The following is a 19560-nucleotide window of genomic DNA, read 5'->3' as shown; positions in this document are numbered from 1 at the left end:
GTGGAGGCGCTGGCCCAGGAACAAAAGGCGAAGGGCAAGACGAAGGCCAAGGCCGGCAAGGACGCCAACACGCGCGCCGCCGAAACGGAGCTGCACGAAGCGCTGGGCCTGCGCGCGAGATCAAGAGCGGCCGCGGCGAACGCGGCGAGCTGCGCATTCGCTACACGAATTTCGATCAGCTCGAAGACTTGCGCGAACGGCTCATGCGCACACCCGGCCGCTAGCCGCAATCGTCGTCCCTAAATACGACGCATACGGACGCTAGGCCGCGTCGACGCCGAGAAACTCCTCGGCCTTGAATAGAGACTTGAAGGGAACGCCCGCGTCGGCATAGAGCGCCGCCGCGCCTTCGCCCCGGTCGAGGATCGAGATGACCAGGGACACCTTGGCGCCGGCGTCCTCGACGACCTTGACCGCATCCATGGCGGAGCCCCCCGTCGTCGTCACGTCTTCGAGAATGACGACCGTCTTCCCCGCGATATCGTTTCCGTCGACGCGTTTCTTGGTGCCGTGGTCCTTGACCGCTTTGCGCACGAAGAAGCCGGGCAGGTAGCGCCCATAAGCAGGAGACTTCATGGCGACGGGCGCGATCAAGGGAACGGCGCCCATCTCGAGACCGCCGACGGCGTCCGCCTCGATGCCCTCGAGCTCCTGGAGAATAAGCTCGGCCATCAGCGCCGCGCCGTCCGGGTCGAGCATGGCCGGCTTCATGTCGAAGTAGTAGGTGCTCTCCTTACCCGAGGCGAGGACCACCTTTCCGCGCCGGAAGGCCTTCGCCTGCAACAGCATGAAGAGCTTGTTGCGGCGCTCGAACGTCGCGGGGTCCTGTCCGGCAGCCTGGTGCTCCATTGCGCATCCCTCTGAAAGTGAAGTCGCCTACTGAATAAGAACGCGCGGTCGCGGCGTCAAACCCGGGGTGTCAAACTTTCGACGCGAGCGCCAGGAGAAGGCGTTCGCCGAAGGCCGGTCCGAGGTCCGGGGACCGCCGGGTCCGGCGCACGGCCTCTTGGATTAGGGGCAGGGTGCTCGCCAGCCGCCGGGTGCCCCATTTGCGGCAATGGCTGAGAAACACGTCGCGCCGCTTGTAGTGCAGTGGCGGGCGCAGCTTCTTGGCGCCGTCCTCAATCGTGCCCTTGTGGGTGGCGACGAGGTAGAGCTTGGTGAAATGGCGCGACAGCGCGCCAAGGGCCACGGTGCGGTCCGTCCCCGACGCCGCCAGCCGATTGAGTTCGCGCAAGGCCTTTGCGGCATCGCCGGCGCTCACCGCGTAGACGAAATTGTCGAGGGCGATCTCCGACGCGTCGCCGACGATTGCGGCGACATCGTCGTGGGTGACCTGCTCCGCGCCTTGGGCGTAGAGGGCAAGCTTGGCGACCTCGCCCCGGGAGAGCGCCTGGTCGGCCCCGAGCCGTCCCATCAGATAGGCCTTGGTCTCGCGATCGATGGACAGGTGGCTCTTGGCGAGCTCCGTCTCGATCAGATCCGACAGGCCCCGCTCGTCCGCATAGCAGGGCAGCGCAGCGGCTTCCGCATGCTTCTCGAACAGCTTCCGCAACGCCGAGTCGGGCCGGAGATTTCCCGCCTCGATGACGAGGGGATTGTCCGAGGGCTCAGAGAACAGGGCTTTGAGCGCTGCGACGTCGAGTTTGGGGCCGGCCTTCGCCCGTACGACCTTGCCGGAGGCGAACATCGATCGCGTCCGGCACTCAACCTCGAGCCGGGCTGGATCCTCCGCGAAGTCCCGGTCGTCCAGGCGGACCACCCTCGCATCCTTGCCGAGACTGTCGGCCAGCGTTTTGGCGAGGGCGGCCGCCCGCTCCGACACGAGCCCGGCATCGGGGCCATAGACCAGCATGGCCCGGCACGCGGGATCCGGGGACCGGAGAAATCGGGAAACGGTGGCGGCTTTATAGGCGACCATGGGACCAAGAAATCATGGGCTCAAACTCGGGCTCAAGCCAGCACGGGGCGTGACCGCCCGCAAATCATGAGAACATCTCCGAGCCGGTGAGGCCGGCTATGTGGTCGCAAGATAGGCCGCGAGCTGGCTCTTGATGCTCTGCGAGACCGTCTCGGCGGCGCGGTCCTCGGCGTTGTACCGGGCCCGCACATTCGCGAACACTTCCTGGAAGCGCGTATACGGCGCCCGCGAAACGGCCTTGCCTTCGTGGATGACCTTGCCGGTGGCGATGTCCGTAAGCCTATACGTGGCCTGGAGCTGGTAAACCTGCCCTTGCGCGTTACCGGTCACCTGCACGAGCTGCTGAATATCGCGTTCTTTCAAGGCAATCTTGAGCTGGTAGCGGGGGGTCGGTGCAGCGCCGCCGCCGGTGTTCGAGAAGATCAGCTCGTTGCGGACCTTCTGCCCGACACGGCCGGGGATTGGCTGCACGTCGACCGCCGACATCGCCTCCGAAAGCCGCGCCCCGGAGGCGGTCGTTGTATTGCTGCCGTAGAGCGGCTGGAATCCGCAGCCCGCCAGGCCCAGCCCGGCGATGGCGGCTACCGCGACAACAGCGAATGCGCGACTACGCGACCACATTGACGATCCTCTGTGGTACGACCACGATCTTCCGAATTTCCCGTCCCTCAATGGCGCGCGCGACCGGAGCCAGCGCAAGCGCCGCAGCCTCAATATCTTCTTTCGAGGCGTCGCGCGCAATCGTCAATTCGCCTCGCCTCTTGCCATTCACCTGGACGGCGATTGTGACCGAATCTTCGGTCAACAATGAGGAATCGGCCTCGGGCCAGGCCTGTTCCGCCACAAGGCCTTGATTTCCTAAGATTTTCCAGCATTCCTCGGCCAAATGCGGCACCATGGGCGCTGCCAGCCGCACCAGAGCCTCGGCCGCCTCGCGAATCGCGAATCTGACGCCCTCGCTTGGTGCTTCGGCCTGCAGCGCCGAGGAAAGGGTGCCGGCTAGCTCGTAGATCTGGGCCACGGCCGAGTTGAATCGCAGCCGCTCGACCGCGCTCGTGACCGCCGCGATGGTCTTGTGGGTCGCCCGTCGCAGGGCAAGCGCGTCGCCGTCCAAGTCCGCCGGACAGGCGGTTCCGGCAGCAGTGCCCTTCTGCGCCGCCTCGCCGGCGAGACGCCAGATGCGCTGCAGGAAGCGGTGGGCGCCGTCGACGCCACCCGTGGTCCACTCGATATCGCGCTCGGGCGGGGTATCGGAGAGCATGAACCACCGCGCCGTATCGGCGCCGTAGGTCCCGATGATGCTGTCCGGATCGACGACGTTCTTCTTCGACTTCGACATCGATTCGACTGCGCCGACCGTGACGGGCGCGCCGGTTGAGACGTGTACGGACTTTCCGTCGCGGGTGGCGACGTCTTCCGGGAACAGCCACTTGCCGTCCTCGTCCTTGTAGGTCTCGTGGGTGACCATGCCTTGGGTGAACAGGCCCTGGAAGGGCTCGTCCAGCGCCACGTGTCCGGTCCTGTGCATGGCGCGCGTGAAGAAGCGTGCGTAGAGCAGATGCAGAATCGCGTGCTCGACCCCGCCTATATACTGGTCCACTGGCAGCCAATAGCCGACCGCGTTCGTGTCCGTCGGCACACTGGCCCGCGGCGAACAGAAACGCGCGAAGTACCAGGACGAATCGACGAATGTGTCCATGGTATCGGTCTCGCGCGTCGCGGCGCCCCCGCATTTGGGACAGGACACCTTCTTCCACGTGGGATGCCGGTCGAGCGGATTGCCCGGCACGTCGAAGGTTACGTCCTCAGGCAGCTTAACGGGCAGATCCTCGTCCGGCACCGGCACGAGCCCGCACGTCTCGCAATGGATCATGGGGATGGGGCAGCCCCAATAGCGCTGGCGGGAGATGCCCCAGTCGCGCAGGCGGAACTGCGTCTTGCGCGCGCCCTGCGGCGCCCCGCCGACCTCGCGTGCCTCCAGGCGATCGGCCATGGCGTTCTTGGCATCGACCACGGCCAGTCCGTCGAGAAAATCGGAATTGAACAGTGTTCCGTCGCCCGTGTAGGCCTCCTCGCCGACCTCGAACGCTTTGGGGTCCGAGCCGGGCGGCAGCACCACGGGAAGGACGGGCAGCCCATAGGCCCGCGCGAATTCCAGGTCGCGCTGATCGTGCGCCGGACAGCCGAAGACGGCGCCTGTGCCGTATTCCATGAGAATGAAGTTGGCGATGTAGACCGGCAGTTCGGCCCCTTCGATCATTGGATGCGCGACGCGCACGCCCGTATCGTAGCCCTTCTTCTCGAGCGTCTCGATTTCCGCCGCGCTCGTGCCGTGCCGCTGGCACTCCTCGACGAAGGCGCGAGCCTCGGCATCGGAGGAGGCGACTGCCTGCGCGAGCGCATGGTCGGGCGCGATCGCCACGAAGGACGCGCCGAAAAGCGTATCGGGTCGCGTGGTGAAGACCTCGACGGTGTCGAAGCCTTCCGGGCTGCTGCCAGCCATGGTCTCGAACTTCAGGAGAAGTCCCTCGGACCGGCCGATCCAGTTCGCCTGCATCAGGCGCACCTTGTCCGGCCAGCGCTCGAGCGTCTCGAGCGCGTCCAACAGATCCTGGGCGTAGTCCGTGATCTTGAACACCCATTCGGGCTGCTCGCGCTGCTCCACCAGTGCGCCCGAGCGCCAGCCGCGCCCGTCGATGACCTGCTCGTTGGCGAGCACGGTGTTGTCGACCGGGTCCCAGTTCACCTTGCGCGTCTTGCGGTCGACGAGGCCCGCCGCGAGCATGTCGAGAAAGAGCTTCTGCTGCTGGTGGTAGTATTCCAGATCGCAGGTGGCGATCTCCCGCGACCAGTCCAGCGACAGGCCCATGCTCTTCAGCTGGCCGCGCATGGTCGCGATATTGTCGTAGGTCCACTTGCCCGGATGGACGCCGCGCTCGATGGCGGCGTTCTCGGCCGGCAGGCCGAAGGCGTCCCAGCCCATGGGATGCAGCACGTTGTAGCCGCGCGCGCGCATGAAACGCGCCACCACGTCGCCCATCGTGTAGTTGCGCACGTGGCCCATGTGGATCCGCCCCGAAGGATACGGAAACATCTCGAGCACATAGTATTTCGGGCGCCCGCCATCCTCCTGCGCCTCGAACAGGCCCTTGTCGTCCCAGGCCTTCTGCCAGTGCTTTTCACGTGCCGGCGCGTCGTAGCGGTCCGCGGCCATAGTCACCCCATTCTTTTCTCGATTGCGCGGCAATCGAAACCAAATCGGCAACCGGGTCAAGCGCGCGGTGACGCCGCGCGGCGGCATGACCTGCGCAGGTGCTGGACATGCCCGATGCTGCCGCTAATGATGGGCGCCGGGAATCCCGCATGAACACAGAAAGCCACTCCGCCGCTGAAATTCCAGCCCGCCTGGACCAGGTTCGGGAGGATATCCGTCTTGCCTGCGAGGGCGCGGATCGCCCCGCCGGCGCCGTCGAGCTGGTGGCCGTCAGCAAGACCATGCCCGCCGCCGCGATCGAAGACGCCATCGAGGCGGGCCAGCGCGTCTTCGGCGAGAACCGCGTGCAGGAAGCATTGGGCAAGTGGCCGGCTCTGAAGGAGCTTCACCCCGGCATCGAGCTCCATCTCATCGGGCCGCTCCAGACGAACAAGGTCAAGGACGCCGTGGCGCTCTTCGACGTCATCCAAACCGTGGACCGGCCGAAGCTCGCCCGGGCCCTCGCCGAGGAAATGGAGCGCACGGGCAAGCGCCCGCGCTGCCTGGTCCAGGTGAACACAGGCGAGGAGCCGCAAAAGGCCGGGGTGGCGCCGGACGACGTCGCCGCGTTCGTCGAGCTCTGCCGCGAGACCTTCAATCTGCCCATCGAGGGACTGATGTGCATTCCCCCGGTCGACGAGGAGCCCGCCATGCACTTCGCCTTGCTGGCCAAGCTGGCGGACGAGCTCGGCCTTCCCGAGCTCAGCATGGGGATGAGCGGCGACTTCGAAACGGCGATCGTTTTCGGGGCGACCCATGTGCGGGTCGGCACGGCGATCTTCGGCGCGCGCGTCCTGCTCGACTAGGCGGCGCCGTCTAGGGCAGCACCAGAAAACGGCCGCCCGGACGTAGTTGGGCGAGCACGGCCCGAAGATCCGGCAGCGAGAAGGCGATGCAGCCCTCCGTCGGCGTATAGCCGGGCCGGGCGAGGTGACTGAAGATCGCGCTGCCGTGTCCCCGGATCCGCGGCCGGTCGTTGTGTCCCAGAACCAGTACGATGTCGTAGAGCGCGTCTTCGCGCGCCATGGACTCGGTGCTCCGGCCGTAGGGAATGCGGACGGGGCGGTTGTAGTTCCTGTCCGAAGGGTCGTCGCACCAGCCATCGCGCGGGCCGATCGCCTTGAGCGGAAAAGGCGTGCGCGGCCGCAAGAGCCGGTCCGCCCGGTAGAACACGCGGCGCACGGGCAGCGGCCCGGTCGGCGTGCCGCCGTCCCCTTCGCGTTTGAGCGGCTTGATGCCGCCCCGGCCGAGTGCCGCCCGGCGGACTCCATGGGCGAGCTGTACCCGCGCCTCCGTCGGCCGTCCGGGCGCGCGGCGGACAATGATGGGCTTGGGCCGTTTCACGCCCGCGGGGCCTCCATTCGCCAATACGCCAGAGAATCGATATACTTGTAGCTTCGCTGCGCCCCCCTTATGAACGTGTACCGAGAAACTGTCTTGCTGGCGACCAGCAACAAAGCCTTGGCAGAAATCAGTCGGGAAGGACCGCCCCATGAGCAATGCGCGCAAGATCCTCATCATCGACGATGACGATGAACTGCGCGAGTCCTTGAGCGAGCAGCTGTCGCTTCATGAGGAGTTCGATACCGAACTCGCGTCGACAGCGCAGGACGGACTCAAGCTTGCCCGCAACGGCCATGTGGATCTGGTCTTGCTGGACGTGGGGCTGCCGGATCTCGACGGCCGCGAAGCCTGCAAGCTCCTGCGGCGCGGCGGCTTCAAGGGCCCGATCATCATGCTGACGGGCCAGAGCTCCGATGCCGACACCATCCTGGGTCTCGAATCGGGCGCCAACGACTACGTCACCAAGCCGTTCCGGCTCGGCGTCCTATTGGCGCGCATCCGCGCGCAGCTCCGCCAGCACGAGCAGAGCGAGGACGCGGTCTTCACCATCGGCCCGTACACGTTCAAGCCTGCGTCGAAGCTGCTGCTGGAGGCCAATGGCGGGAAGAAGATCCGGCTCACCGAGAAAGAGACGTCGATCCTCAAATATCTCTACCGCGCTGGAGAGCGAGTGGTGACGCGCGACGTCCTGCTCCACGAAGTCTGGGGCTACAACGCGGGGGTCACGACCCACACGCTCGAAACCCACATCTACCGTCTGCGCCAGAAGATCGAGAAGGACCCGTCCCAGGCCGAGCTCCTGATCACCGAGACGGGCGGCTACAAGCTCGTTCCCTGATAGGTTTTCGCTGACAAGCGGCTGAGGGCCGCGTCACGCGATCTCGAAATCCGAAATCACCGGCACATGGTCCGACGGGCGCTCCCAGTCGCGCGTCTCCTGCAGGACCCGCATGGCGACAGCCGCGCCCTCCAACGCCGGCGTCGTCCAGATATGGTCGAGGCGGCGCCCCCGGTTGGAGACGCGCCAGTCGCGGTTGCGGTAGCTCCACCAGGTGAACAACGATTCCTCCGGCGGCACATGGCGGCGCATCACGTCGATCCAATCGTGCGACGCGAGCGCCTTTGCCATCCGTTCGGTTTCGGGCGGCGTGTGGCTGACGACTTTCAGAAGCTGTTTGTGAGACCACACATCCGCCGGCAGCGGCGCCACGTTCAGATCCCCGACCAGGATCATGCGGTTCTTGGCCTTGGTCTTGTGGGCCGCCGACCAGGCCGTCAGGGCATCGAGGAAGTCGAGCTTGTGCTGGAACTTGTCGTTGGCCACCGGATCGGGAATGTCGCCCCCGGCGGGTATGTAAAAGTTGTGCAAAGTCAGCGGTTTATGACCGATCAGGCCGTCGTCCAGAACGACGGAGACGTGGCGGGCGTGCCCGTCGCCGCACAGATCCATGCGGTCCATTTTCACGAGGGGAATTTTCGAGACCGTGGCCACGCCGTGATAGCCCTTCTGGCCGGTCACGGCGATATGCGGAAAGCCCATGGCCTCGAAGGCGGCACGCGGAAACTGATCCTCCTGGCACTTGATCTCTTGCAGACAAAGCACATCCGGGTTTTCGGCGCGCACGAAGCGTTGAACGAGATCGAGCCGAAGGCGAACGGAGTTGATATTCCACGTGGCCAGTCTGAAACGCATGATCAGGCTTGCTAATCCGTCGCCGGGGCCCGCGCAATGGTAACGGGCGGCTAAGGCGCTGTTTTCTGGGGATGGCGGCCCGGCCTGACATGGGACAAAGAACAAGACACCGGGCAAAGAAAAAGGCGTCCAACCGCTGCGCGGGGTTGGACGCCTAAAGCGCGTTCTTCGCGCGAGCCGGGAGGGAAGCCGGCTCGAGCAGACCACATCTTCGGCTAGACGGGGGGCACTGCCGATGAAAAGCGATGTGGTCCGCTTCTGATCCAGAGATATGCAGTCCCACCGCCGACTTCAAGCTTTGCCACAAGAAAAACTTAATAAGTAGTAAAGAAGATGAAGCTAATGCCGTAAGTCTCTGATTCAGCCCCCCATTCTAAAGGGGTTGGTCTCTTCCTTGATCTTGAAGAAACTGGGCGATTTCTTGCGCCCCCGGACGAGACTGTCGACCGTCACGCGCGTGGTCAGGCCTTGCGCATCCGTGATGGTCCACTCCTCCAGTTCGAGGGTACCGCCGGACTTGAACAAGAGCCGGATATGCCCGGCTGTTCCCTTCTGGTCCTCCAGCGTGATCGCCAGGCTGCCGTTGTCGCGCTCGACGCCGACAATCTTGGCGTCCCGTCCGAGATCGACCGTCTTCGCCAGCAGCAGCCGGAACGGGGTCGACTTGATGGGGTATTTCTCGACTGTCTTCAGGCTCGTGTCCTGAATACCGAGCGAGTGACCGTCGGCCACGATGCGCAACGGGCTCGGGGGCGCATAGTCGAAGCGGATCTTTCCGGGACGCAGCACGTAGAAGCGGCCATGCGTGCGGTTGTTGCTCGCGTCCGTCTGACTGAAATTGCCCTCGAGGCTGGTCATGCCGTTGAAGTAGGCGTTGATCTTGTCGACCGCCGCACTCTGCTGCTGGCCGACCAGCGGGGTCGGGCCCTTGGCCTGCTCCACGGCAACCTGCCAGCCGGCGCCCTCGTCGACCTTCGGAGGCACGACCTCTTCGACGGGCGCCGCGCTCTCCACGGGCAGAACGCTCTGGTCGATGCTGGGACGCATAGCCTCGGGAGATGCGGGCTGTGGCGCGGGCGTCTTGGTGACGGTTGTCGAGGACCCCTGAGCATAGGCCAGACCCATGGTCAGGCAGAACGCAATCGGCAGACCTGCGGCAGCTCGTGCAGCGCAGCCTTTCGTCATAAATCCCCCATCATCGGAGCCCGCTTGGCGAGAACGTGTGTTCAACGCCTCGGAATAGACGATTCCGCAAAATATGGTCAACTTCTTGGCGGCGACCCGTTTTGTCGCGGGGGTCTAGTAGGGGGAGGCGCCGTCGTCGTTGCCGACGAGGATTTCACGCTTGCCGGCATGGTTGGCGGGGCCGATCAAGCCTTCCTTCTCCATCCGCTCGATCAGGGTCGCGGCGCGGTTGTAGCCGATCCCCAAGCGCCGCTGAATGTAGCTGGTCGAGACCTTCTTGTCGCGAAGCACCACGGCCACGGCCTGATCGTAGAGGTCGTTGCTGCCGTCGCCATACTCGGCCGCGCCACCATCCTCGTCGTCGCCGGACTCATCGTCCTCGGTGATCGCATCGAGATAGGCAGGCACGCCCTGTTTCTTCAGATGGCGGACGACTTTCTCCACCTCGTCATCCGACACGAACGGGCCATGGACGCGAATGATACGTCCGCCACCGGCCATGTAGAGCATATCGCCCTGTCCCAGGAGTTGCTCTGCACCCTGCTCGCCCAGGATCGTGCGGCTGTCGATCTTGGAGGTCACCATGAAGCTGATCCGTGTCGGGAAGTTCGCCTTGATGGTTCCGGTGATGACATCGACGCTCGGCCGCTGCGTCGCAGTGATGAGGTGAATGCCGGCCGCGCGGGCCATCTGCGCCAGGCGCTGGACCGCCGCCTCGATGTCCTTGCCGGCGACCATCATGAGGTCCGCCATCTCGTCGACAATGACGACGATGTACGGCATCGCCTCGTAGTCCATCTCTTCCTGTTCGTAGATGGCCTGGCCGGTTTCGCGATCGAAGCCGGTCTGGACCGTACGGGTCAGGGTCTCGCCCTTGGCCTCGGCTTGCGCGATGCGGGCGTTGTAGCCCTTGATGTCCCGCACGCCGAGCTTGGACATGCGCTTGTAGCGCTCCTCCATCTCGCGAACCGTCCATTTCAAGGCGACGACGGCCTTTTTCGGATCGGTGACGACGGGCGCAAGCAGATGCGGAATGCCGTCATAGACCGACAATTCCAGCATTTTCGGGTCGATCATGATGAACTTGCACTGCTCCGGCGACAGTCGATAGAGCAGCGACAGGATCATCGTGTTGATGCCGACGGACTTGCCCGAACCGGTGGTGCCGGCGATGAGCAGATGGGGCATCCGCGACAGGTCGGCGACCATGGGCTCGCCGCCGATGGTCTTGCCGAGCGACAAGGCGAGCCGCGCATCGGTTTGCTGGAAGTCGGGCGATTCGAACAGTTCACGGAGCATCACCATCTCGCGCCGCTCGTTCGGAAGCTCGATGCCGATGGCATTGCGTCCGGGTACGACGGCGACGCGGGCGGCGATGGCGCTCATGGACCGGGCGATATCGTCGGCGAGACCGATCACGCGCGACGACTTGGTGCCGGGTGCAGGCTCGAGCTCGTAGAGCGTGACCACGGGCCCCGGGCGCACATTGGTGATTTCGCCTTTCACGCCGAAGTCCTGAAGCACGCCCTCGAGTTCGCGGGCATTCTCCTGCAACGTCTCGTCGCTGATCCCGGCGCCGCGTGAGACGCGCGGCTTGGCCTGCAGCAGCCTCACGGACGGCGGGTCGAAGGGTGCGCCGCTCGGGCGCGCCGCGACGCGCGTCTGCTTGCGGACCGGTTTGCGCTGCGGCTCCTCGGTGCGCGTTATGCGGTACCCGGGGTCTGCGGGACCGTCCTCATCGTCGTAAGAGTCCTCGCCATAGCGATTGTCGACGAGCGGCGCCGGTCCGAAGGAAGGCTCGATGCGGCCGTCGTCATAGGCGAGCAGCCTCTGCTCCTCCTCCGCGTCTTCCCAGGGCTGGACATCTGGCTCCAGGTCCTCGTCGGCCTCGAAATCGTCGTCATCCACGGCCGCGGCGCTCGGCTTGCGGCGGAACAGCCGGCGGACACGCGCGAAACAGTCGATGGACACGTGCATCGCAGCGCCGAGCCAGGCGTTGGCCCATTCTTCGGCGGCGCTCGGACGCGGCGCCCACAGGCTAACCAGCTTCGAGACGCTGGTGCCGCTCGCGAAGAACAAAAGCCCGAAGCCAGCGATCATGAACACAAGGCCGGCGACGAAGGACACAGCCGCTTCGGGCAGGAACGGGCCGATGACATGGGCCCCGGCCATGATGAAGTCCCCGAGGATGCCGCCGAGCCCGTTCGGCAGCGGCCAGCTCTTGGGCTGGGGCAGTCCGGCGAAGGCGGCGGCCAGCAGAAGGCCGGCGAAGGGCCACGCCAAGAGGCGATACTTGATCTTGCCGGGAACCGTATTGGTCACGAGATGCCAGCCCCAGGCTGCCAAAGGCAGGAACATGAAGATCGCGGCAAGTCCCAGGGATTGAATGCCGAGATCCGCGATTACGGCGCCCCAATCTCCCAGAAGATTGCGCGGAACGACGGGGGTCGCGTTATTGAGGCTGGGATCGTGGACGGACCAGGTCGCCAGCGCGAGCCACACGGCGCAGGCCCCCGCGATCAGGACAAACCCATAGGTGCCGAACATCAGGCGCCGCAGGCCATGCGCGACAGCGCTTGGAAGGAGGCGTCGCTTCGGTTCTGATCTGCCTGTTGCTGCCATACCGCTTGCCCGCTGTCCCTCTAGCCCAATGTGGCGACGATCCGCGCAAGGCCGTCGCGCGTTGTCTCCGCGTCGTGCACGAGCGCAAGGCGGACGTAGTCCCGGCCGGGATCGGCCTGGCCGTCTTGCGACTTCGTGAGATAGGTCCCTGGGAGAACTTTGACGCCACATCCTTTCCAAAGGGTTTTCGCGGCCCTTTCGCCACCCCCGAAATCGGCCATATTCAGCCAAAGAAAAAAAGCCGCCTTCCGGCCTCGCATAGCCGTACTGGCCTTGAAGAATGGCCTCGGCGGCCTCGAAATTGGACCGGTAGAAGGCGCGCGCCTGCTCCACATGGGTCTCGTCCGCCCACGCCGCGGCGGAAACGTACTGGATCGGCAGGGGAACCTGCGGGCAGGCAACGTTCCGAAAGCGCCCGAAAGCCGCCAGAAACGCCGGATCGCCCGCGATAAAGCCCGATCGCAGCCCGGGAAGTCCGGAGCGCTTCGACAGGGACTGGAAGGAGACCACGTTGGCGAGGCTGCCCGTGGTCTCAAGCGCCACCTCCAAGGCTCCCGGGGGCGACGTATCGGTATAGATCTCCGAATAGCACTCGTCGGCGCAGAGCAGAAAATCGTGGGTCCAGGCGAGGCGAATCGCCTTCTCGAGATAGTCCCGGGATGCGACGGCGCCCTCTGGGTTCGAGGGCGAGCACAGATACAGCGCCGCCGTCCGCTGAAGAGTCGCGGATCCAGGCTGTCGAGATCGGGCAGAAAACCCGTTTCGGCGCCGGATCTCAGAAAGACGGGTTCGGCGCCCGCAACCGCCGAGGCCGCCGCGTAGACTTGGTAGAACGGGTTCGGAATGAGGACTGCCGGGTCGGCGATGTCTGGCTTGCGCGCAAGCGCCGGGAAGATCGCGGAGAAGAGCCCCTCCCGCGAGCCGTTGAGCGGCAGCACATGCCGTTCGGGGTCCACCACACCGTCGAGCGCCGGGTAGCGCCGCGCAAGCCAGCCGCAGATGGCCTGCCGCAATTCCGGTATGCCGCGAATGGGCGGGTATTTTCCGAACGACGCAACATGTTCGTCCAGCACGGGCTGCACGAAGGGGGGCAGCGCCGTGTGCGGCTCGCCCAGCGAAAACAGAATGGGGTCGGCCCCTGGAGGCGTGTCCTCCAGCAGCGCGTTCAGCCGGGCAAACGGCGATTGGATCAGCGTATCGAGGGCGGTTTCGGCGGCGGCTTCGGAGTTGGACATCGTCCGCCTGCGTGTAGGCCAAGTCGCGGCTCGCAGCAACGGCGCGCTTTTGCAGCCATGCCGCGCTTGGACGTTGCGCGGCTCGACATAAAGAGACCCCGGCATCGAAGTGATGCCGGGGTCCGAGGTGGAGCTAGCTGTCAAGGGAGGAGGAGACCTAGCTCAAATTCTCCAATCTTCTTGTCCCTCTTTGTTTTGCGCGAAGGCTTATTGGACGGTCTCACCATGAAGGTTGATGTCCAGGCCCTCGATCTCGACCGGCTCGCTGACCCGGAGACCCACCAGAATGTTGGTGATGATCAGGAGAACGAAGGTCGCGATACCGCACCACACGATGGTGGCGACGATGCCCCAAAGCTGGGTCAGCACCTGGCCGGGGTTGCCCTCGAGCAGGCCGGCCGTACCGCCGATCGCCTCAACGGCGAAGACGCCGGTGAGGATGGCGCCGACGATACCGCCAACGCCGTGGATGCCCCAGACGTCGAGCGAGTCGTCATAGCCAAGCGCCTTCTTCACGGCAGTCGACATGAAGAAGCAGATCACACCGGCGGCAATACCGATCCAGAGTGCGCCCCAACCGTCGACGAAGCCGCAAGCCGGGGTAATGGCCACGAGGCCCGCAACGGCACCGGAGATGATGCCGAGGACGGACGGCTTCTTGTGGACGAGCCATTCGACGAACATCCAGGCAAGAGCCGCAGCTGCCGTGGCGACCTGCGTCGCGAGCATGGCCATGCCGGCGCCGCCATTGGCACCGAGAGCCGAGCCGGCGTTGAAGCCGAACCAGCCAACCCACAGCAGAGAAGCGCCGATCACGCTGAGCACCAGGTTATGCGGTGCCATATTCTCGTTCGGGTAGCCCACACGCTTGCCGAGGAAGATACACGCCACGAGGGCGGCAACACCGGCATTGATGTGAACGACCGTGCCGCCGGCAAAGTCGAGAACGCCCATCTTCCGAAAGGAGCCGCCGCCCCAGACCCAATGCCAAACCGGCACATAGACGACGATCAGCCACATGCACATGAAGATGCACACGGCGGAGAACTTCATGCGGTCCGCGAAAGCACCCACGATCAGGGCCGGGGTAATGGCCGCGAAGGTGAGCTGGAACATGAAGAACACCGATTCGGGGATCGTGCCGCTCAACGTGTCCGAACCGATGCCGGCAAGGAACATTTTGTCGAAGCCGCCGATATACGCGTTCAGTGAACCGCCGTCGGTCGCAGCCAGCGAGTAGCCGACGAAGTACCACAGCAGCGTCATCAAGCAGACGATTGCAAACACCTGCATGAGGACAGCCAGAACGCCCTTCTTACGGACGAGGCCGCCATAGAACAGGGCAAGGCCGGGAATGGACATCATCAGCACGATAGCCGTGGCGACGATCATCCAGGCCGTGTCGCCTGTGTCGAGTGTGGCTTCAGGTTCGGCCTCTTCGCCTGCTTCGGCGAGAGGTTCTTCGGCCGGCGGCTCTTCAGCCTGGGCTACCTGAAACTCGGTCATCTGGGCACTTTGAGCAGTGGCCGCCTGAGAGGCGCCCTCAGCAAATGCCGAGTCGGCATGGAACAGCGCTACCAAAAAGAGCGCCGCGACCACGCCGAACATGTATTTGGCAAAGGTCGTCATCTTCAACTTTCCCCCAATCACAGTGCAGATTCGTTGGTTTCGCCGGTGCGAATGCGCACCGTTTGCTCGACGGGAACGACGAAGATCTTGCCATCGCCCGATCTGACCGGTCTTTGCGGCGCGACGATCGCGTCCACGGCGTTGTCGACCATCTTGGCCGGCACCACGACTTCGATCTTGATCTTCGGTAGGAAGTTCACCGCGTACTCGGCGCCACGGTAGATTTCCGTGTGGCCTTTCTGCCGTCCGTATCCCTTGACCTCGGTAACGGTCATGCCTTGCAGTCCAAGCTCTGTGAGGGCTTGGCGCACCTCGTCGAGCTTGAATGGCTTGATGATTGCCATCACCAGCTTCATCTGTTTGAGCCCTCCTAATGTTGACGGCTGTCTGGGCGGATGTTGCCGCAGTTCAGCCGCTGGAACCCGTTGACAGAGTCAAGCTGCGTGCCAAGTCGGCAAATGTGTCCTCAACCCGTTGGTTTTACGGAAATTTTACGATGATCGCCTCGCCCTGCGCATTGGTTGAGCAGCAGCAAGATGCACAGCTACGCAGCAAAACTGACAAGATGCACAGAAAATAGGCTATTTGGACGGCACACGTTCGCGCACAAGCCCTTCTTGGGCTGTGGAGGCGACGAGGCGCCCATCGCGCGTGAAGAACGTGCCCCGGCAGAACGCCCGTGCCGCACCCGATATCGGGCTGTCTTGAGCGTAGAGCAGCCATTCATCTGCCCGGAAGGGCCGGTGGAACCACAGGGCGTGGTCCAGGCTCGCCAGCATCAGGTTTGGATCAAAAACGAACCGGCCATGGGCGACGAGGGCCGTATCCAGGAGGGTGAAGTCCGAGGCGTAGGCGAGGACGCATTGATGCAGTGCCGGGTCGTCGGCCAAGGAGCCGTTCGCCCGGATCCAGATGTACTGGCTCGGGTCCCGCTTCTGCGGCGACAAATAGCGCGATAGATCAACGGGCCGCATCTCGATGGGCCGCTCCGCCTGCCAATAGGCCTTGGCGGGCGGCGGCATTCGATCCATGAGGGTCTCGGCCAGCGCGGCTTCGCTTGGGACCTCCTCGGGCGGCGGTACGTCGGGCATGGGCGTCTGATGCTCGAGCCCCTTTTCGGCCCGCTGGAACGAACGCGACATGGAAAAGATCGGATGTCCGTGCTGGATCGCCACGACGCGCCGGGTCGAGAAGCTCTTGCCGTCTCGGAGCCGGTCCACTTCGTAGATGATCGGGACGGCGGGATCGCCGGCGCGCAAAAAATAGGCATGGAGCGAATGGGCACCCCGGTCCTCCACCGTCCGCTGGGCGGCGACAAGGGCCTGACCGATGACCTGGCCGCCGAACACCCGCTGCCAGCCGATCTGGGGACTCAAACCCCGGTACAGATTGTGCTCCAGGGGTTCAAGGTCGAGGATCGACAGAAGTTGATCAACGGCAGCGCTCATGGGACGGACCTCGTTCGATGGCGTGGGTGGGGGCGATGCGCCCAAGGCCAAGCCCATAGCAGCTTGATCGCGGGTACGAAAAGGCGCTTGGGCCCCCCCATCGGGCGCCGTGCCACTCGGGCCCGGCACGCAAGATGTGGCGCGGGCGAGCCGGCTCGCCTATAGAAGGCCCGTGTCGCAGAGTGCCAAAGGACAGAGCGGTTTCCGCATCGTCGTTGCCGGCGGAGGCTTCGCCGGGGGCGTCCTCGCCATGGCGTTGGCGCGTCTCGCGCCGAAGACTTGCCACGTGACGCTTGTCGATGCGGCCGCGCCGGACGCGACAAGGGATCCTGACGGGCGCGGCCTCGCGCTGTCGCCTGCCTCGAAGAACCTCCTCAATGCCGTCGGGCTGTGGTCCCGTTTGGAACCAGGCGCGCAGTCGATGGATGCGATCGAGATCACCGACAGTCCGCTCAATGCGGCCTTGCGGCCTCACCTTCTGGGTTTTGCGGACGAGCTGAAGGATGAGGGGACGAAAGCATGGCTCGTCGAAGCCGGGGCGCTCCTCGGGGCGATCGCGGACGAGGTCCGGACCGAACCGGCTATCGACCTCATCGCGCCGGACACGGTTCAGACCTTCGAGACCGATGGCTTCGGCGCCACCATTCATCTTGCGAGCGGGCGCGCCTTGCGGGCGGCGCTGCTGGTTGCCGCTGACGGGAAGAAGTCGAAACTGCGCGACCTTGCCGGCATCAAATGTATCGGCTGGTCCTACGCGCAAATGGGGATCGTGGCGACCGTTGCCCATGAACGTCCTCACCAGGGCCGCGCAATCCAGCATTTCCTCCCCTCGGGTCCCTTTGCCATCTTGCCGCTTAAGGGCAACCGCTCCTCGATCGTCTGGACCGAGGACGCCGACCTCGCGAAGAAACTGGTCGAGGGCGACCCGGACATCTTCCTGGCCGAACTCGGCCGCCGCTTCGGTCACCGCCTGGGGACGATCTCGCTCGAAGGACCCCCGCGGGCTTTTCCGCTCTCGTTCCAGATGGCCCGGGCCTTTGTCGGCGACCGCCTGGCGTTGGTGGGCGACGCGGCCCATGTGGTGCATCCGCTGGCCGGCCAAGGGCTCAATATCGGGTTGCGCGATGTGGCCGCCCTCGTAGAAGCCATCACCGACAGCGCGCGGTTGGGGCTCGACATCGGGTCGGCGACGGCGCTCGGGCGTTATCAGCGCCGGCGCCGCTTCGACAGCGCGTTTTCGGGTGCGGCGATGGACGGCATGAACCGGCTGTTCTCGAACGACAGCGCACCGCTGCGCACGATCCGCGACCTCGGCATGGGGCTGGTCGACCGCGCGCCCGGCCTCAAACGTTTTCTCGTCCGCGAAGCTGCAGGCGCGACCGGCGATGTACCGCGTCTCCTCCGCGGCGAGGAATTGTAGTGGCATGGCGGTCCAAGAGGCGGCGTCCACGGGTTTCGTGACGCGATTTGCACCCTCGCCGACAGGGCTCCTGCATCTGGGGCACGCCTATTCGGCCCTGACGGCTTGGGAGGCCGCCCAAGCGGCCAATGGGGTGTGTCTCCTTCGCATCGAGGATACGGACACCGGACGTGTTCGCCGCGAATACGAGGCCGCGATCTATGAAGACCTGTCCTGGCTCGGGCTCGGTTGGCCGGAACCGGTCATGCGCCAGTCGGAGCGGCAAGCCGCCTATGTGGACGCGCTCGCCCGCCTGGGCGCGCTCGGGCTGACCTACCGTGCCGCTGCACCCGCGCCGATATCCGCGCTGCATTCGCAGCGCCGCAGGAAGGCGCCGCGCCGGAAACGCAGGGCCCCTCGGTCTATCCGGGCACGTGCCGGGAACGACCCTTGTCCAACGCAGGACCTGAGGATGCGATCCGCCTCGATCTCGGCCGCGCGCTCAACCTTGTCCAGGGAGAAACACTGACTTGGCTCGAAACGGGGCCTGCGCACGCAGGCCGGCAGGCACTCGACCCCGATACCATGAGACGCGAAATCGGCGACGTGGTGCTGGCGCGCAAGGATATCGGCACGGCCTATCACCTCGCCGTTGTTGTCGACGACGCGGCCCAAGGGGTGACGCATATCATCAGGGGAGAGGACCTGCTGGACGCGACACCAATCCATCGTCTCCTGCAGGCTCTCCTCGATCTGCCCGAGCCGGTTTGGCACCACCACGCGCTGGTGCGCGACGAGAACGGCAAACGGCTCGCCAAGCGCGACGATGCGCGTGCGATCCGTGCCTATCGAGACTCGGGAATGACGCCGGCGGACGTTCGGGACTTGTGCCGCGCTCAGACCTAGCGCGTCCAGCCTAGCCGTTCGTATGCTTAGCTCTCGTCGAGCTCGCGGGCCTCTTCGGGCAGCATGACGGGAATGCCGTCACGAATGGGGAAGGCGAGCCCCGCCGCGCGGCTAATCAATTCCTGCCGCTGCGCATCGTAGTCCAATGACGTTTTCGTCAGGGGACAGACTAAAATTTCCAGGAGCCGCGGATCGACGGTCCCGCTTTCCGCGCTCTGTGTCTTTCTGGGGTCGGTCATTGCAGCGAAGTCCCTGAGCTGTCGTCGCGCGAGGCCAATTCCATTTCCGCCAAGGCGACCAAAGCCTCGGCGCGCTCTTTGAGGCTGGCCGCCTCGAGCAGCGCCTGCTTCTCTTCCGCCCCGTAAGGCGACAGGATCGAGAGCGTGTTGACGAGCTGCTCGTTCGCCGCCTCGTTGATCCGCGCCCAATCCGCGTTCAGACCGTTGGCCTCTAGGTAACGCCTGAGCGTCGCGAGCAGGCGCACGCGATCCACATCCTCCTCGCCGAGGTCACTGATAAAGTCATCCGCATACGGTTTAAAGTTTGTGGCAAACAGCCTGAACGGCGTATCGGAGGTCGCTTCATCGCCAACCAAGAAGCGCGAAATGCCCGTCAGCGAAATGACCAGCGGTCCATCGTCGGTCTCGTTGAAGCTCGTAATACGCCCCACACAGCCGACGGAACGGATCGGAAAGGACTTTCCTTGCGGCGACTCCGCGGAGCCCGTGCTGCCGGCGGGCTGCACCACCCCGATGAGACGCTCATTGGCCAAGGCATAATCCACAAGCGCAAGGTAGCGCGGTTCGAACACGTTGAGCGTGAGCGAGGCGCGGGGAAGCAGGATCGAGCCGCGCAGGGGAAACACCGGCAAGACCGCGGGTAGATCTCCGGGATTGTCATAGGAGTTGTTCATGGAACGCGCCCC

Annotated in this window: 20 protein-coding genes and 2 pseudogenes; 7 read left to right on the top strand and 15 right to left on the bottom strand. The window is 64.7% G+C overall.

Features of this window, described 5'->3' with window-relative positions; all coding sequences use genetic code 11:
• Positions 1-119: 119 nt before the first annotated feature.
• Positions 120-224, top strand: a complete 105-nt coding sequence (locus tag AUC70_RS18775; protein ID WP_425283584.1) for a hypothetical protein — start codon at positions 120-122, stop codon at positions 222-224.
• A 37-nt stretch (positions 225-261) separates the two neighbouring features.
• Here the strand turns inward: AUC70_RS18775 and pyrE are convergent, their stop codons facing one another.
• The 4 genes from pyrE to leuS form a co-directional block, all read right to left on the bottom strand.
• Positions 262-849, bottom strand: a complete 588-nt coding sequence (gene pyrE, locus AUC70_RS06040; RefSeq protein WP_069444003.1) for an orotate phosphoribosyltransferase — start codon at positions 847-849, stop codon at positions 262-264.
• Positions 850-919: 70 nt separating this feature from the next.
• On the bottom strand, positions 920-1921 hold the full coding sequence (holA, locus tag AUC70_RS06035) for a DNA polymerase III subunit delta (protein WP_069444002.1): 1002 nt from the start codon (positions 1919-1921) through the stop codon (positions 920-922).
• A gap of 96 nt (positions 1922-2017) precedes the next feature.
• On the bottom strand, positions 2018-2542 hold the full coding sequence (locus AUC70_RS06030) for an LPS assembly lipoprotein LptE (RefSeq protein ID WP_069444001.1): 525 nt from the start codon (positions 2540-2542) through the stop codon (positions 2018-2020).
• Positions 2529-5135: a leucine--tRNA ligase gene (gene leuS / locus AUC70_RS06025; protein WP_069444000.1), complete on the bottom strand. Its 2607-nt coding sequence runs from the start codon at positions 5133-5135 to the stop codon at positions 2529-2531. The genes AUC70_RS06030 and leuS overlap by 14 nt, the downstream gene beginning before the upstream one ends.
• A 149-nt stretch (positions 5136-5284) precedes the next feature.
• Here leuS and AUC70_RS06020 point away from each other — a divergent pair, with 149 nt between their 5' ends.
• A complete protein-coding gene (locus AUC70_RS06020; RefSeq protein ID WP_069443999.1) occupies positions 5285-5980 on the top strand; it encodes a YggS family pyridoxal phosphate-dependent enzyme in 696 nt (231 codons plus the stop codon).
• Positions 5981-5990: 10 nt separating this feature from the next.
• On the opposite strand, the gene AUC70_RS06015 is transcribed toward AUC70_RS06020, so the two are convergent.
• Positions 5991-6518, bottom strand: a complete 528-nt coding sequence (locus tag AUC70_RS06015; protein ID WP_244505512.1) for a L,D-transpeptidase family protein — start codon at positions 6516-6518, stop codon at positions 5991-5993.
• Positions 6519-6666: 148 nt separating this feature from the next.
• Between AUC70_RS06015 and AUC70_RS06010 the strand changes: the two genes are divergently transcribed.
• Complete coding sequence (locus tag AUC70_RS06010) at positions 6667-7356, top strand: response regulator transcription factor (protein ID WP_069443998.1); 690 nt, start codon at positions 6667-6669, stop codon at positions 7354-7356.
• Positions 7357-7389: 33 nt separating this feature from the next.
• Here AUC70_RS06010 and AUC70_RS06005 read toward each other — a convergent pair whose 3' ends face one another.
• The 7 genes and pseudogenes from AUC70_RS06005 to AUC70_RS05980 form a co-directional block, all read right to left on the bottom strand.
• Entirely contained in the window at positions 7390-8211 is an 822-nt protein-coding gene (locus AUC70_RS06005) for an exodeoxyribonuclease III (protein WP_069443997.1), read from the bottom strand.
• Between the two features lie 360 nt (positions 8212-8571).
• Positions 8572-9396 (bottom strand): LolA family protein, encoded by an 825-nt coding sequence (locus tag AUC70_RS06000; protein WP_083241308.1) that lies wholly within the window; start codon positions 9394-9396, stop codon positions 8572-8574.
• A gap of 114 nt (positions 9397-9510) precedes the next feature.
• A complete protein-coding gene (locus tag AUC70_RS05995) occupies positions 9511-11943 on the bottom strand; it encodes an FtsK/SpoIIIE family DNA translocase (RefSeq protein ID WP_342021992.1) in 2433 nt (810 codons plus the stop codon).
• 357 nt (positions 11944-12300) lie between these two features.
• A pseudogene (locus AUC70_RS18325) lies at positions 12301-12714 on the bottom strand (aminotransferase class I/II-fold pyridoxal phosphate-dependent enzyme); the annotation flags it as partial.
• Between the two features lie 35 nt (positions 12715-12749).
• Positions 12750-13253: pseudogene (locus AUC70_RS18320) on the bottom strand (aminotransferase class I/II-fold pyridoxal phosphate-dependent enzyme); the annotation flags it as partial.
• A gap of 207 nt (positions 13254-13460) precedes the next feature.
• A complete protein-coding gene (locus AUC70_RS05985) occupies positions 13461-14645 on the bottom strand; it encodes an ammonium transporter (protein WP_342021991.1) in 1185 nt (394 codons plus the stop codon).
• 254 nt (positions 14646-14899) lie between these two features.
• Positions 14900-15238 (bottom strand): P-II family nitrogen regulator, encoded by a 339-nt coding sequence (locus tag AUC70_RS05980; RefSeq protein ID WP_069443995.1) that lies wholly within the window; start codon positions 15236-15238, stop codon positions 14900-14902.
• 17 nt (positions 15239-15255) lie between these two features.
• Here AUC70_RS05980 and AUC70_RS05975 point away from each other — a divergent pair, with 17 nt between their 5' ends.
• Entirely contained in the window at positions 15256-15462 is a 207-nt protein-coding gene (locus AUC70_RS05975) for a hypothetical protein (protein WP_069443994.1), read from the top strand.
• Between the two features lies 1 nt (position 15463).
• On the opposite strand, the gene tesB is transcribed toward AUC70_RS05975, so the two are convergent.
• Positions 15464-16330, bottom strand: a complete 867-nt coding sequence (gene tesB, locus AUC70_RS05970) for an acyl-CoA thioesterase II (protein WP_069443993.1) — start codon at positions 16328-16330, stop codon at positions 15464-15466.
• Positions 16331-16439: 109 nt separating this feature from the next.
• Here tesB and AUC70_RS05965 point away from each other — a divergent pair, with 109 nt between their 5' ends.
• The 3 genes from AUC70_RS05965 to AUC70_RS17895 are packed head-to-tail and all read left to right on the top strand — an operon-like array spanning position 16440 to position 18635.
• Positions 16440-17750 carry an FAD-dependent monooxygenase gene (locus tag AUC70_RS05965; protein ID WP_342021978.1) on the top strand — a complete coding sequence of 437 codons (1311 nt, stop codon included), beginning with the start codon at positions 16440-16442 and terminating at the stop codon, positions 17748-17750.
• Between the two features lie 4 nt (positions 17751-17754).
• Entirely contained in the window at positions 17755-18258 is a 504-nt protein-coding gene (locus AUC70_RS17900; RefSeq protein ID WP_244505511.1) for a glutamate--tRNA ligase family protein, read from the top strand.
• The gene (locus AUC70_RS17895; protein WP_244505510.1) at positions 18180-18635 is read left to right on the top strand and encodes a glutamate--tRNA ligase family protein; all 456 of its coding nucleotides are present in this window, start codon (positions 18180-18182) and stop codon (positions 18633-18635) included. The genes AUC70_RS17900 and AUC70_RS17895 overlap by 79 nt, the downstream gene beginning before the upstream one ends.
• A gap of 26 nt (positions 18636-18661) precedes the next feature.
• On the opposite strand, the gene AUC70_RS05955 is transcribed toward AUC70_RS17895, so the two are convergent.
• Positions 18662-18874: a Trm112 family protein gene (locus AUC70_RS05955; protein ID WP_069443992.1), complete on the bottom strand. Its 213-nt coding sequence runs from the start codon at positions 18872-18874 to the stop codon at positions 18662-18664.
• Positions 18871-19548 (bottom strand): LON peptidase substrate-binding domain-containing protein, encoded by a 678-nt coding sequence (locus AUC70_RS05950; protein WP_069443991.1) that lies wholly within the window; start codon positions 19546-19548, stop codon positions 18871-18873. Before AUC70_RS05950 ends, AUC70_RS05955 begins: the two co-directional genes overlap by 4 nt.
• Positions 19549-19560: the final 12 nt, after the last annotated feature.

The organism is Methyloceanibacter stevinii (genome assembly GCF_001723355.1).
Classification (GTDB): domain Bacteria; phylum Pseudomonadota; class Alphaproteobacteria; order Rhizobiales; family Methyloligellaceae; genus Methyloceanibacter; species Methyloceanibacter stevinii.
Note: the sequence above shows the minus strand (reverse complement) of the source record. Positions and strands in the feature narration are given on the sequence as shown.